The sequence below is a fragment of the Streptomyces aquilus genome, assembly GCF_003955715.1.
Classification (GTDB): Bacteria; Actinomycetota; Actinomycetes; order Streptomycetales; family Streptomycetaceae; genus Streptomyces; species Streptomyces aquilus.
Window position 1 is genome coordinate 5,609,574 of the sequence record NZ_CP034463.1, and the last position, 12,812, is coordinate 5,622,385.

12 protein-coding genes are annotated in these 12,812 nt (G+C 72.4%); 9 read left to right on the forward strand and 3 right to left on the reverse strand.

Features of this window, described 5'->3' with window-relative positions:
• Nucleotides 1–123 precede the first annotated feature (123 nt).
• The 6 genes from EJC51_RS25685 to EJC51_RS25710 all read left to right on the forward strand — a co-directional run bounded on the left by EJC51_RS25685 (nucleotide 124) and on the right by EJC51_RS25710 (nucleotide 5,168).
• Nucleotides 124–912 (forward strand): SDR family NAD(P)-dependent oxidoreductase, encoded by a 789-nt coding sequence (locus EJC51_RS25685; RefSeq protein ID WP_126273240.1) that lies wholly within the window; start codon nucleotides 124–126, stop codon nucleotides 910–912.
• A gap of 59 nt (nucleotides 913–971) precedes the next feature.
• On the forward strand, nucleotides 972–1,202 hold the full coding sequence (locus tag EJC51_RS25690; RefSeq protein ID WP_059194211.1) for a tautomerase family protein: 231 nt from the start codon (nucleotides 972–974) through the stop codon (nucleotides 1,200–1,202).
• A gap of 52 nt (nucleotides 1,203–1,254) precedes the next feature.
• Nucleotides 1,255–2,700, forward strand: a complete 1,446-nt coding sequence (locus EJC51_RS25695; RefSeq protein ID WP_126273241.1) for an MFS transporter — start codon at nucleotides 1,255–1,257, stop codon at nucleotides 2,698–2,700.
• A gap of 160 nt (nucleotides 2,701–2,860) precedes the next feature.
• Nucleotides 2,861–4,453, forward strand: coding sequence for an acyl-CoA carboxylase subunit beta (locus tag EJC51_RS25700; RefSeq protein ID WP_126273242.1), 1,593 nt, complete (start codon nucleotides 2,861–2,863; stop codon nucleotides 4,451–4,453).
• Nucleotides 4,450–4,653: an acyl-CoA carboxylase subunit epsilon gene (locus EJC51_RS25705; protein WP_126273243.1), complete on the forward strand. Its 204-nt coding sequence runs from the start codon at nucleotides 4,450–4,452 to the stop codon at nucleotides 4,651–4,653. The genes EJC51_RS25700 and EJC51_RS25705 overlap by 4 nt, the downstream gene beginning before the upstream one ends.
• Nucleotides 4,654–4,697: 44 nt before the next feature.
• Nucleotides 4,698–5,168 carry a MerR family transcriptional regulator gene (locus EJC51_RS25710; protein WP_165951240.1) on the forward strand — a complete coding sequence of 157 codons (471 nt, stop codon included), beginning with the start codon at nucleotides 4,698–4,700 and terminating at the stop codon, nucleotides 5,166–5,168.
• On the opposite strand, the gene EJC51_RS25715 is transcribed toward EJC51_RS25710, so the two are convergent.
• Nucleotides 5,108–6,229 (reverse strand): acyl-CoA dehydrogenase family protein, encoded by a 1,122-nt coding sequence (locus EJC51_RS25715; RefSeq protein ID WP_126273245.1) that lies wholly within the window; start codon nucleotides 6,227–6,229, stop codon nucleotides 5,108–5,110. The two genes, EJC51_RS25710 and EJC51_RS25715, sit on opposite strands and share 61 nt — an antisense overlap.
• 91 nt (nucleotides 6,230–6,320) lie before the next feature.
• Here EJC51_RS25715 and EJC51_RS25720 point away from each other — a divergent pair, with 91 nt between their 5' ends.
• A complete protein-coding gene (locus EJC51_RS25720) occupies nucleotides 6,321–6,866 on the forward strand; it encodes a TetR/AcrR family transcriptional regulator (protein WP_126273246.1) in 546 nt (181 codons plus the stop codon).
• Here the strand turns inward: EJC51_RS25720 and EJC51_RS25725 are convergent.
• On the reverse strand, nucleotides 6,836–7,894 hold the full coding sequence (locus EJC51_RS25725) for a ScbA/BarX family gamma-butyrolactone biosynthesis protein (protein WP_244362839.1): 1,059 nt from the start codon (nucleotides 7,892–7,894) through the stop codon (nucleotides 6,836–6,838). The genes EJC51_RS25720 and EJC51_RS25725 overlap by 31 nt on opposite strands.
• Before the next feature lie 166 nt (nucleotides 7,895–8,060).
• Between EJC51_RS25725 and EJC51_RS25730 the strand changes: the two genes are divergently transcribed.
• Nucleotides 8,061–8,732, forward strand: a complete 672-nt coding sequence (locus EJC51_RS25730; protein WP_126273248.1) for a ScbR family autoregulator-binding transcription factor — start codon at nucleotides 8,061–8,063, stop codon at nucleotides 8,730–8,732.
• Nucleotide 8,733: 1 nt separating this feature from the next.
• Nucleotides 8,734–9,525, forward strand: coding sequence for an inositol monophosphatase family protein (locus EJC51_RS25735; protein WP_126273249.1), 792 nt, complete (start codon nucleotides 8,734–8,736; stop codon nucleotides 9,523–9,525).
• Between the two features lie 33 nt (nucleotides 9,526–9,558).
• Here EJC51_RS25735 and EJC51_RS25740 read toward each other — a convergent pair whose 3' ends face one another.
• Complete coding sequence (locus EJC51_RS25740) at nucleotides 9,559–12,738, reverse strand: FG-GAP-like repeat-containing protein (protein WP_244362841.1); 3,180 nt, start codon at nucleotides 12,736–12,738, stop codon at nucleotides 9,559–9,561.
• Between the last annotated feature and the right edge of the window lie 74 nt (nucleotides 12,739–12,812).

The window sequence follows — 12,812 nt, forward strand, 5'->3', positions numbered from 1 at the left end:
TGCGCCCGCTCCCGAACCGGGCTACCTTCTTCATCACCAGGCCGGACCCGCTTCGTTCGGGAGTCGCCGGTGTGATCTGACGCAACGTCAATCAGGGGCGCGGCCCCGGAAACTGAGGTCCCTGTGAACAGCAGTACGCCCGTCATCGTCGTCACCGGCGCCACCGGCGGCATGGGCTCGGCCGTCGTCGAGGAGCTCGCCCGCTCGGACGCCACCGTCGTCCTCCTCGGCCGGGACGCGGGCCGCCTGGAGCGGACCCGGCAGGAGATCGACGCCCGCACGGGCGGCGCGGGCCGGCTCGTGACCTACGAGACCGACATCAACTCCGCCGCCTCGGTCGACGCCTGCGTCACCGCCCTGTTCGCCGAGCTCGGCCGGGTGGACGGCCTGGTGCACACCGCCGGCGACGGCCCGCTCGCCCCGCTCGCCGAAACCGACGACGCGATGTGGCAGGCCACGTTCAACGGCAAGCTGATGGGCGCCGTACGGCTCACCCGGGCGCTCGCCGGGCCGCTGGCCGAGGGCGACGGCGGCTCGGTCGTGCTGGTCAGCGGCGTCTTCCGCAAGGACCCCGACCCGCTCTTCCCGGTGAACAGCGCGGTCAACGCCGCCCTCGCCGCCTTCGCCAAGGCCGTCTCCAAGGATCTCGGGCGCAAGGGCGTCCGGGTCAACGTCCTCGACCCCGGTGCCGTCCGCACGCCCCTCTGGGACGAGATCGCCAAGGCGATCGGCGACCGCACCGGTGCCACCGCGGTGGAGGTCACCGCCCAGGTCGCCGCCCAGACCCCGCTCGGCAGGCTGGCCGACCCGGTGGACGTGGCCCGCGTGGCGGCCTTCCTCCTCTCGCCCGCCGCCCGCCACATCACGGGCGCCGCCCTCACCCTCGACGGCGGAGCCTCGGCCGGCCTGTAGCCCGCCGCCCCCTCATCCCGCTCGACCCTCAACCCCCGTACGCCACAAGGAGCTTCGCCATGCCCATCCTCTCCATGACCACCTGGCCCAACCAGACCGACGAGAAGTGCCAGGAGCTCATCGAGGAGCTCACCGCCACCGTGCACCGCGTCATCGGGGCGCCCCTCGACAAGATCACCGTCTACATCCAGGAGATCCCGCAGAACCGCTGGGGCGAGGGCGGAGTGCTCGGCACGAACCCGGAGTTCGCCGAACTCAGCCGCCGCCGCGCCGCGCCGGTGGACGCCTGACCGGCTCCCCGACCCTCGCCTCCCCCCACCCCTTCCTCCAAGGAGAGTTCCCATGGCCATCCTGACCCGGCCCGCGCGGACCGACCGGACCCGGACCCCGGACGGACCGGCAACCGACCCGTCCGGTGGACCGTCCGCCGCACGGTCCACGTCCCCCACCACCGTCCTCGCCGCCGCCCTGCTCGCCTTCTTCGTCATCTCCCTCGACGGCTCGGTCGTCAACGTGGCCCTCCCGGCCATCTCCCACTCGCTGGGCGGCACGATGGCCGACCTCCAGTGGATCGTCGACGGCTACACCCTGATGTTCGCCGCGTTCATGCTGTCGGCCGGTACCTTCTCGGACCGGATCGGCGCCAGCCGCGCCTACGCCTGGGGCCTCGCCTCCTTCACCGTCGCCTCCCTGGCCTGCGGAATCGCCCCCAACCTCGGGACGCTGATCGGCGCCCGCATGGTGCAGGGCGGTGCGGCGGCCCTCATGGTCCCGGCCTCGCTCGCGCTGATCCGGCAGACCTACACCGACCCCGGCAAGCGGGCGCGGGCCATCGCGATCTGGACGGCCGCCGGTTCCGTGGCCGTGGCGGTCGGGCCGGTCATCGGCGGCATGCTCACCAGTGGCCTGAGCTGGCGCGCGGTGTTCTACCTGAACCTCCCGGTCGGCGCCCTCGGTCTCGCCCTGCTGACCCGCATCACCCCCTCGCCGCGCCGGTCGGCGCCGGTCGACCTGGTCGGCCAGCTGTCGGTGGTGGCGTCCCTGGCCGGTCTGACGTACGCCGTGATCGAGGGCGGCCGCGCGGGCTGGACGAGCGGGGACGTGCTGGGCACGCTGGCGCTCGCCGCGGTCGCGATCGCGGTGTTCGTGGTGACGCAGTCCCGGCGCGAGCAGCCGATGGTGCCGCTGAGCATCTTCAAGAACCGCACGGTCCTCGTCTGCCTCGCGGCCGGCTTCACCATCAACGCGGTCTTCTACGGCGCCATCTTCCTGCTCGGCATGTACTTCCAGCAGGTGCGCGGCGCCTCCCCGGTCAGCACCGGCGCGATGTTCATCCCGATGTGCGCGCTGATCTCCATCGTCAACATGGCGGGCGTGAAGCTCGCGGCCCGCAAGGGCGCGTGGGTGCCGATGACGATCGGGCAGCTGGTGATGACGGCGGGCTCGCTGCTGATGCTGACGGTCACCTCCTCCACCTCGTACTGGATCCCGGTGCTGCTGCTGGTCCCGATCGGCCTGGGCGGCGGGTTCGCGGTGCCGTCGCTGACGGCGGCGATCCTGGAGAACGTGGACGGCGAGCGGGCCGGTACGGCGGCGGCGGTGCTCAACACCTTCCGGCAGGTGGGCAGTTGCATCGCGGTGGCGGCGTTCGGCGCGCTGATCGCGGACACGGGGCACTTCCAGCGGGGCTTCGACACGAGCTTCGTGGCGTGCGTGGTGATGCTGCTGGTCACGGCCGTGGGTACGGCGGTGCTGCTGCCTCGGGTCACCAAGAAGGCCGATGCGTAGAGATTCGGCCGCGGGTTCGTCGTGGCTGGTCGCGCAGTTCCCCGCGCCCCTCGGGTGGGTGCGGGGAACCGGCGTTTTCGGCGCACCGGACAGGGACCAGTTTCGCAAACAGCCGTTAAAATACCTTCACGAAGGAATTTAAAGAGGGCAGGATGGACTCATGACCGTGATGGAAGAACGCACCCTTCCCCAGCCCCCACCGGACACCACCCGCACCCGCCTCGCCGGACTGGAGCTCATCCGCGAGCTCGCCCACGAGGGCCCCGCCCCCGGCGCGACCGACCAGCAGCACGCGCGCGGCAAGCTCACCGCCCGGGAGCGCATCGAACTCCTCCTGGACCCGGGCTCGTTCACCGAGGTCGAGGCGTTGCGCCGGCACCGCGCCACCGGGTTCGGCCTGGAGGCCCGCCGCCCCTACACCGACGGTGTCGTCACCGGCTGGGGCACCGTGCACGGCCGGACCGTCTTCGTCTACGCCCATGACTTCCGCATCTTCGGCGGCGCCCTCGGCGAGGCTCACGCCACGAAGATCCACAAGGTGATGGACCTCGCGCTGGCCGCCGGGGCGCCGCTGGTCAGCCTCAACGACGGGGCGGGGGCCCGGATTCAGGAGGGGGTCTCCGCCCTCGCGGGATACGGCGGGATCTTCACCCGCAACGTCGCCGCCTCCGGCGTCCTCCCGCAGATCAGCGTGATGCTCGGCCCCTGCGCCGGCGGTGCCGCCTACTCGCCCGCGCTCACCGACTTCGTCTTCATGGTGCGCGGCATCTCCCAGATGTTCATCACCGGCCCCGACGTCGTGCGGACCGTCACCGGCGAGCAGGTCAGCCAGGACGGGCTCGGCGGTGCCGACGTGCACGCCGATGTCTCCGGCGTCGCCGCCGCAGCGTACGACGACGAGGCGAGCTGCCTGGAGGACGTACGGCATCTGCTGTCCCTGCTGCCGAACAACAATCGCGAACTGCCGCCCTACGAACCGCCGTCGGACGACCCCGAGCGGCGCTGCGAGGCCCTGCTCGACCTGGTGCCGGCCGAGCCGAACCAGGCGTACGACATCCACCGCGTGATCGAGGAGATCGTCGACGACGGCGACTTCTTCGAGGTGCAGCCCACCTGGGCGACCAACCTGGTGTGCGCGCTCGCCCGGCTCGACGGGCATGTCGTCGGCGTCGTCGCCAACCAACCGTCCGCCACCGCGGGGGTGTTGGACATCGCCGCCTCCGAAAAGGGCGCGCGGTTCGTGCAGTTCTGCGACGCCTTCAACATCCCGCTGGTCACGCTCGTGGACGTGCCCGGGTTCCTGCCGGGGGTCGGCCAGGAGCACGCCGGGATCATCCGGCACGGGGCCAAGCTGCTGTACGCGTACTGCAACGCCACCGTGCCGCGCATCTCGCTGGTGCTGCGCAAGGCCTACGGCGGCGCCTACATCGTCATGGACTCGCGCTCCATCGGCGCCGATCTCGCGCTCGCCTGGCCCACCAACGAGATCGCCGTGATGGGCGCCGAGGGGGCCGCGAACGTCGTCTTCCGGCGCGAGATCGCCGCCGCGGACGATCCGGCGGCGGTGCGCGAACGTCGTATCAAGGAGTACAAGTCCGAGCTCATGCACCCCTATTACGCGGCCGAGCGCGGGTTGGTCGACGACGTCATCGACCCTCGGGACACCCGGGCCGTGCTCGTCCGTTCGCTCGCGATGCTCCGGGCGAAGCACGCCGACCTGCCCTCCCGCAAGCACGGGAACCAGCCGGTATGAGCGGCACCGAGGGGCCCCTGCTCAGGGTGGAGCGCGGCGACCCGTCGCCCGAGGAGCTCGCCGCCGCCACCGCCGTACTGCTGGAGCTGGCCCGGCGGGCGCCTGCCGCGGAGGAGCCCGCGCCCGCCCGGACCGCCGCACCCACCTGGCACCGGCCCGCCCTGACCGCGCACCGCGCCGCCGCGTCCTGGCGCCACTGAAGCCCGACCTTCCCGACCCTCCCGACCGAAGGATCACCATGTCCGTGAGCGACACCACGACCGAGTACGCGGGCTACGACCGCAAGCGGCCCACCGCGTACGTCACCACCCACGCCGAGACCTACTCCCTGGAGGAGGTCGTCCGCATCAGCGGCCTCGACGCCGACACCCTCGGCTGGTACGAGCGGCAGGGGCTGATCGAGGGCGCCGAGGAGGACCCGTACGGAGTGCGCGCCTACAGCCCGATCCATCTGCGCTGGCTGGAGTTCCTCAACCACCTGCGCAGCACCGGGATGTCCCCCGCCGACATGAACCACTACGTCGAGCTGTACCGGGCGGGCGACTCGACCATCGCCGCCCGCCGTGAACTGCTCGAAGCGCACCGGGAGTTGCTGCGGCCGCGGGCGGCCGAGTTCGCCGCCACGCTGCGCTACCTGGACTGGAAGATCGGGTTCTACGCGGAGCGGGAGGCCGTGCTCGCCCGGTCCGCCGCGGCGAGCGCGGTGGAGGCGTAGGCGGCGGCGACCGGCTCCAGGCGGAGCACACCGTGCGAGGCGACCGTGTGGACGTCCCGCCACAGGCGGGTGAGTTCGCCGGAGGCGTCGCGGATGTGGGCGCCGCCGGTGCGGAAGAGGCGGTCCACGGCGTCGGCGAGGAGGCCGGCGGCCACGGCCGCGTCCCGCTGGTTGCCGGTGACGAGGGCCGGGGTGACCGGCGCGGTGTCGGCGCGGTGCGCGGCCCGCTCCAGGAGCAGACCGGCCGCGTCGATGTGGGCCGAGGCCACGGTGAGCGTCTCGCGCACCGCCGCGCTGTCGTGCTGCGGGCGCCCGCTGCCGGGCGCCTTGGAGGCCGCCCATCGCGACCACACCGCCAGCGCCCGGCGGGCCGCGCCCAGCGCGGGCGCGCAGAACATCAGTCCGCCGGCCAGCTGGGCGGGCGCGGTGTGACAGCGGGGGAGGTCCGGGGCGCCGGCCCCACGCATCAACTCCGCCATCGGGAAACTGAGTTCGTGCGGGACAAAGGCGTCCCGTACGACCGCGGTGTGGCTGCCGGTGCCGCGCAGTCCGGTGGCGTCCCAGGTGTCGAGTACGTCGACGGCGGCGCCCGGCACCGCGAACACCCGCGTCTCCCCGTCGTCCGCCACGGGCGCGGCGACCAGCACCCACTCCGCGCTGTCCACACCGCTGACGCACCCCCAGGTGCCGGTCAACCGGCAGCCCCCCGGCGCAGGTTCGGCACGCCCGGACGGTGGCATCAGCGCCGCCGCTATCCGTACGTCGGGGTGGGCGCCCCACAGTCTGCGCTGCCCCTCCTCGGGCAGCAGCGCGGCGAACCGGCCGTGCGCGGCCCACAGCATGCCGACCCAGGCGGCCGACGTACAGGCCTCGCCGACCCCGGCGACCTCGTGCAGCAGGTCGGTGAACGTCCCTTCCGTACCGCCCCACCGGCGGGGCACGAAGTGCCGGGCCAGCCCGGTGGCGGCGAGTGCGGCGACGACCTCGGGTGCCAACCGGCCCTCACGGTCGGCGTCTTGGGCGTGTTCGGCGGCGGTGGCTGTCGCGGTGGTGGGGGGCATGTGACTGCTCCTAGTCATCTCTGTCAGGATCAGGTAAAAAAAGTGCGTTCAAGAAGGTATTGTTCGAGGCAATCGGCCGAAGGGGACCGTGATGGCGAAACAGGCGCGCTCACTGCGCACCCATGAACTGGTCCTCGACGCCGCAGCGGCCGAGTTCGTCCGCCATGGTTATCCGCGCGCCAACCTCCAGCACGTGGCCGCCCGCACCGGGCTGACCAAGGGCGCCCTGTACGCCCACTTCGCCTCCAAGGAGAAGCTGGCGCGGGCGCTCACCGACCACCTCGACCGGGTCGTCGACGAACTCCTCGCCCGGCACAAGGACGCGGACCTCCCGGCGAACGAGCGGTTGCGTGCCCTGTGCTGCGCCCTCGCGGAGCGTGTGGAGTCGGACGTACGGTTCAACGCGGCGCTGCGCCTGGTGATGGACGACGCCCAGTCGGCGCCCGAACCCCCGCGGCTCCCGGCGGACTTGAGGGCGTTGTCCGCGGAGTCGCTGGCCGATCTCGCCGTGGTGATCCTGGTGGGCGCGTACTACACGGCCCCCGATCCGGAGCGGCGCGGACTGGCCGAGCGGGTGCGGGGGCTGTGGGACGCGGTGGACGGGCGTCAGGCCGTAGAGGAAACGGGCGCCCGGTGAGCCGGGTGAGCGGTGCCGTCCGCCGCCTGGGCGCCCCACAGGGTGCGGCAGGTGGCCACCGAGGTGCCGTTCTGCACGGCGTCCAGGGTCATCCGGGTGGTGCCGGAGCCGGTGTCGGGCTGCCGCTCGCGCACCACCAGGTCGATGGGGGCGTCCAGTTCGCCGAAGGCCTGGCAGTCGACCTCCATGCCGAGCAGGCCGTGCCCGGCGCCGCGGGCCATGTCGCCGGGGTGCAGCAGGAGGTGGCCGAGCTGGCGGAAGCCCTCCAGGGTGACCATCAGCGGGACGTGGTCGCTGGGGTGGTCGAAGAAGATCGGGTGCTCGACGTCGATGAGCAACTGCCAGGGGGTGTCGGTGCGTTCGCGCACCAGCACGCTGTCCTTGGCGCGCAGCCGGCCCACCGCGGCCGGGTGCACCCGCTCCAGCGCGCGCGGCGCCGGGCCGGTGACGGCGACGCCGCGCGGCTTGGCGCCCCGGCCGCGCAGCATGGCGTACCGCTTGTCGTCGACGGCGACGACGTGCAGAGCGCCGCGTCCGCAGGCCCGGCCTGCCACGGTGAGGACGACGTCGAGGCGCATGCCGAAGCGGTGCGGCGGACGGTTGCCGACCCACGCCCACTCGGCCTCCAGGACCACCGGGACCGGTTCGCCGCCGATGCGCAGGGCGGCCGGGTCGGTGATCTCGAACTCCGAGCCGAAGCCGATGAAGCGGTGGGTGAGCGGCACGTCGTAGTAGGCGTGCGCGAGGTAGACCAGGGCCTGGCGGATGGTCTCCATGAACAGCAGCGGGTCACTGGTGCCGTCGCTGCCCGGCGAGTAGAGGGCGTGGTCGCGCGGCCACTGGGCGGCGACCAGGAAGGAGTGCTCGTCGGTGCGGACGGCGTCGGTGAGGAAGACCTCGGCGATGGCGGCGCGGTGCACCATGTGGCGCGGGACCGGCTGGAGGTAGCTGAGCTGCGGAGCGTGCACTTCCGCTCGTACGGCGGTCGAGCCGGCCGTGGCGCGTATGGGCGTGGAGACGGGTGTCACGACAGGCTTGTGAACAGGTGTGACGACAGGCTGATGCATGGTCTGTACCCCCAGTGAACGATTCACGCAGACAGCAACACCGGCACAACACCGGCACAGGACGTCCGCCGGTCGAGCCGAGACTTACAATACATTCCCGAAGGTATATTTCAAGGAACGCCAGAGGATGGACAGCATGGCCGTGGAACGCAGCGCAGCCAGGTCCCGGCCCGCCCGGGACACCGCCCCCCGCCACCGGGACACGGGCCTGAAGCAGGAGCGGGCCGTGCGCACCCGCGCCCAGGTCCTCGACGCGGCGGCGGAGGCCTTCGCCACCCAGGGGTTCCCCGCGGTGACCGTGCAGGACGTGGCCGCCCTCGCCGGAGTGACCAAGGGCGCGGTCTACTTCCACTACGCCAACAAGGAGGCCCTCGCGCAGGCCTGCGCCGAGGAGTTCTACCACCGGATCGGCGTCATCGGGCAGGAGGTCGAGGAGTCCGACCTCTCCCCGCTGCGGGCGGTGACCGAGCTGCTGGAGCGCACCGCGAGGGCGTTCCGGGACGAGACGATGGTCCAGGCCGGCGCCCGCCTCCAGATCGAACGGTCCCTGATCGGCGCCGAGATGCCCATGCCCTACCTCGGCTACACCGAGTCCCTCACGGCCTGGCTGCGCCAGGCCCAGGAGGCGGGCCAGCTCCCCGCGGGCACCTCGCCCGAGGCCACGGCCCGCGTCCTCGTCTCCGCCTTCTTCGGCGCCCAGCACATCTCCTGGGTCCTCAACGACCGCGCGGACATCGCGGACCGGGTGCGGGAGATCCTGACGGCGGTGGTCCCGATGGCGACCCGGAACGCGGAGTGAGATGACGACCCGCGTGGACCTGGACCGCGCCCTGGAGGTCGCGACCCGACTGGCCGACGAGGCGGCGGAGTTGATCCGTCGCCCGCGCCCCGAGGCGGTCCGGGAGAAGGACGGCCCCGCCGACATCGTCACCGACACCGACGAGGCCGTGGAGCGCCACGTCCGCGAGACGCTCGCGGCGGCCTTCCCCGGCCACGGGATCGTCGGCGAGGAGTACGGCGTCACGGCGGGCGCCCCGGACGCCCCGCACTGGGTCGTCGACCCGGTCGACGGCACCACCAACTACGCCCACGGCATCGGCTGGTGCTCCTTCTCCCTGGGCCTCGCCGCCCCCGACGGCACCCCGCTGCTCGGCGTGGTCGCGGACCCCTGGCGCCGCGAGACGTTCACCGCGGTCAGGGGGCGCGGCGCCCGCCTCAACGGCACCCCGGTCCACGCGGCCCCCCACACCACCCTCACCGGCCACGTCTTCCTCACCGAGTGGGCGGCCCACGCCCACTGGCCCGGCCTGGACGCTCTCCTGTCCGACCTCGCCGACCGCCACTGCACGGCCCGCGTGATGGGTTCGACGGCACTCTCCCTGGCCCAGGTGGCGGCGGGCCGGGCCACGGCGGCGGCGATCGGCTCCTTCCACCACGTCGACGGCCTCCCGGCCCTCCTGATCGCCCGCGAGGCGGGCGCGGTGGCGGTACCCGAACTCCCCTCCTACGGCGATCCGTTGCTGCTGGCGGCGCCGGGGGTGGCGGCGGAGGCGCTGGAGGTGTGGCGCACGCAGGTGACCGCGCGCCGGTAGCAGGCGCCTACCGCCGGACCGACAACTCCGGGCTCAGCTCACGGACTTGTATCCACCCCACCCGGTGGCGATCTTCGTGCGGCCGCCGAAGGAGCCCGTGCCGTTGCCGTTGTTGCGCCAGAGGTAGCCGCTGGTGTCCCGGGACACGAGGTCGGCCTTGCCGTCACCGGTGATGTCCCCGACGCCGACGATCACGTCGTACGAGCCGCCCCAGCCGGTGAACAGCTTCACCGGCGCCTTGAAGGTGCCGTCGCCCTTGCCGTCGTACCGGTAAAGGGTGTTGGCCTTGTCCTGGGCGAGCAGATCCCCGACGCCGTCGCCGTTGAGGTCACCGGTGCCGACGACCTTCTTGTACGTCTTCCAGTTGGCGTAGAGCTTCACCCGCGCCGACAGCTTGCCCGTGCCGGTCCCCTTGTAGAGGTACACGGCGCCGGTGGCGGAGTCGCGGGCGAGCAGGTCCGGGCGGCCGTCCTTGGTCACGTCACCGGGTGACGTCAGGACGTCGTACTGGGTCCAGCCGCTGGTGCCAAGGGTCGTGTACGGCGTCGACGGGGTGACCGCCTTGCCGCAGCCCGGCGTGTACCGCCGCAGCGCCCCGGAGCTCAGCCGCACCAGCACGTCGTTGCAGCGGTCGCCGTTCAGGTCGCCGTAGGACACGAACCTGGCGCTCGTCGGCCAGCCGCTGCCGGTGACCTTGCCGGAGAAGGTGCCCGTGCCGGTGCCCCGTTGGACGGTGAGCGCGCCGGAGGAGTTGAGGGTCAGCAGGTCGCCGATGCCGTCGTTGCCGGCGTGGTCGCGCGGCGCCGCCGAGCCGTCCGTCACCTTGGTCGCCCCGGAGCGGGTGAGGGCCGCGCCGGTGCCGTCGGCGGGGGCGGCGGTGAGGGTCCAGGCGTACGTGCCGTTCGGGACGAGGCGGCCGGTGGCGTCCTTGCCGTCCCAGGCGGCCGACAGGAGGCCTCGGGCCGCCGCTCCGGTCAGGGTGCGGACGGTGGCGCCGGACGCCGAGCGGATGGTGACCTTCCAGGAGGCGGCGGGCTTGGACAGCCACCAGGTCCCGGACCAGCCGGCCGGCTTGGGGGTGACGGTCGCGTCGATCGCGGTGAGGGCGGAGGTGGGGACGCCGGTCGGGACGATGTGGACGCGCTGCTCCCGGTCGGCGTAGGCGACGCTGCCGCCGAAGCGGTCCACGGTCCAGCTCGTGCCCGGTCCGACGTCGTCCGGGCCGATGTCGGTCCAGTCGGCGAGCTTGTGCTTCGGCAGGTCGGTGTAATTCCCGCTCGACGGAAGACCGTTGTGGAGGTCGAAGAGGGTCAGGCCGCTGACCGACTGGATACCGCCGAAGGCCTCTACGAGGTAGCCGTCGCCGAGCAGGACCAGGCCCTCCGGGGCGGTGGCCGTCTTCTTGGTCGTACGGTCGTACACGCCCGAGCCCTGGACGTCACCCCAGTAGTCCTCGCACACCCAGTACACAAAGCGGCCCACGGCCTGGAGGCGGGACGGGGTGCAGCCGTTGCGGGTGGTGAAGGACTCCCCGGCGGTGCCGGCGGGAAGCGTCGTCGCCGTCACCTTGCCGCCGCTCGCCGCGCCGCTCCACAGGGTGTCGCCCCAGACGGCCGCGGCGACCCGGTCGCGCTTGAGGAGTACCTTGCCCGCGCCGGTGAACTCGACGACGTACTGCTTGCCCGAGGAGGCACCGTCGACGACGCCGTACCGCCCGGAGAGGTCCCGCAACCACGGAGTGCTGTCGCCGGTGTCGACGGTCGGGCCCCCATCGGCGTCGCCGTTGGCGCGCAGCATGGTCAGACCGGACTCGGTGGAGTCCCTGCGGCCGTGGAAGCCGGTGCCGTCGGCGAACATCTGGATGCAGCGGGGCTGGTACAGGGAGCAGCTGCCGTCCCAGCCGCTGACCAGGCCGTCCACCGTGGACTTGGCGATCCCGCTGCCGGTGAGCCAGGTGCTGCGGTAGGCGCCGATGATCGTGTCCGGCTCGTACAGCGTGCTGTTGTCGGCCGTGGTGAGGACGCCGCTGCCGAGGGAGAGGCCGTGGATCTGCGCGGGCATCGGGTCGACGGCCGTCACGCGGGTACGGGTGAGAGCGCCGTCGGCGCCCTGCGCGATGCGGTAGATGCCCCAGTCGAGGTCGCCGCGCTCGAGATACTGCGCGGCGCCCGCGACGAGGAGGGAGCCGTCGGGCGCTTGGACCATGTTGTGCGCGGACGGGTTCATGACCTTGGCCATGTCGGTGTCCGTGCCGTCGGTGCTGAAGGCGAACAGCGGCTGGCCCCGGTACTTGTCGTCGCCGGGGGCGGTCGGTTCCCGGCCGATCAGCTTGTCGCCGACGACCTGGTACGACGCGTCGGAGCTCAGGGACGCCGTGTCGAAGATCCGCGGCGGGGCCGACAGGTCGTCACGGTCGTACAGGTCGGCCTTGCCGCGCCCGGGCCGGAGCCGCAGCACCGAGCCCTCGGACAGCCGGAAGCCGGTCACTTCCCAGTGGTCCGTGTCGTTCACCCGGTCGGGCAGCGCGCTGAACACGCCGGTGGTGAGGTCGATGATGCCCCAGTGGCGTTCGTCGCCGTTCTCGTAACGGAGGATGACGGACCGCGCGTCGCCGTCCTCGACCGGGAGGTACTTCCTTCCCTCCGGCAGTCCGGTCACCGGAGTCTCGGCGACCCCGCCACCGTCCTGGGCGCGCAGCAACCGCAACGCGCCGGTGCTCCTGTTCGCGGTGAGGACCGTGTCTCCGAAGGTGCCCCGGTACTCGTCGTACTCCGACACCGGTACGACCGTCGAGCCGCCGCCCTTGAGGAGGGTGACCTGGTCGTCCTCCTCGGAGTAGAGGGCCACGGTGTCGGAACCTCGCCCGTAGTAACCGGTCTGGAAGGACGGGGACGACAGGTAGGTGCCGTGGTCGATGTCGTACTGGACCGGCACGTCCAGCCGTTGCCCCAGTTCCGTGGTGGTGCCGGAGGCGTAGTCCGTCCACAGGAACCGGTCGTCGCCCTCCTGCGTCCAGAGGAACCCGCTGGTCCCCGCGTTGAGGATCTGCGTGGCCCGGGGCACGGCCCGCGCGGCGGCCGGTACGACGACCTCCCCGGCCGTGGCGGCGACGGACGGTGACGGCAGCGCGGCGAGCGGGACGCTCAGCGTCAGCGCCGCCGCCAGGACGGCCGCCGTACGGGCAGAGGGTCTGTGTCGGCCAGGTCGGGCCACGGTTCCTCCGGAAGGCAAGAAGAAGCATGGCGGGACATACGGCGACCCACTGATCGCTTCCCCGGCCCCCCGGC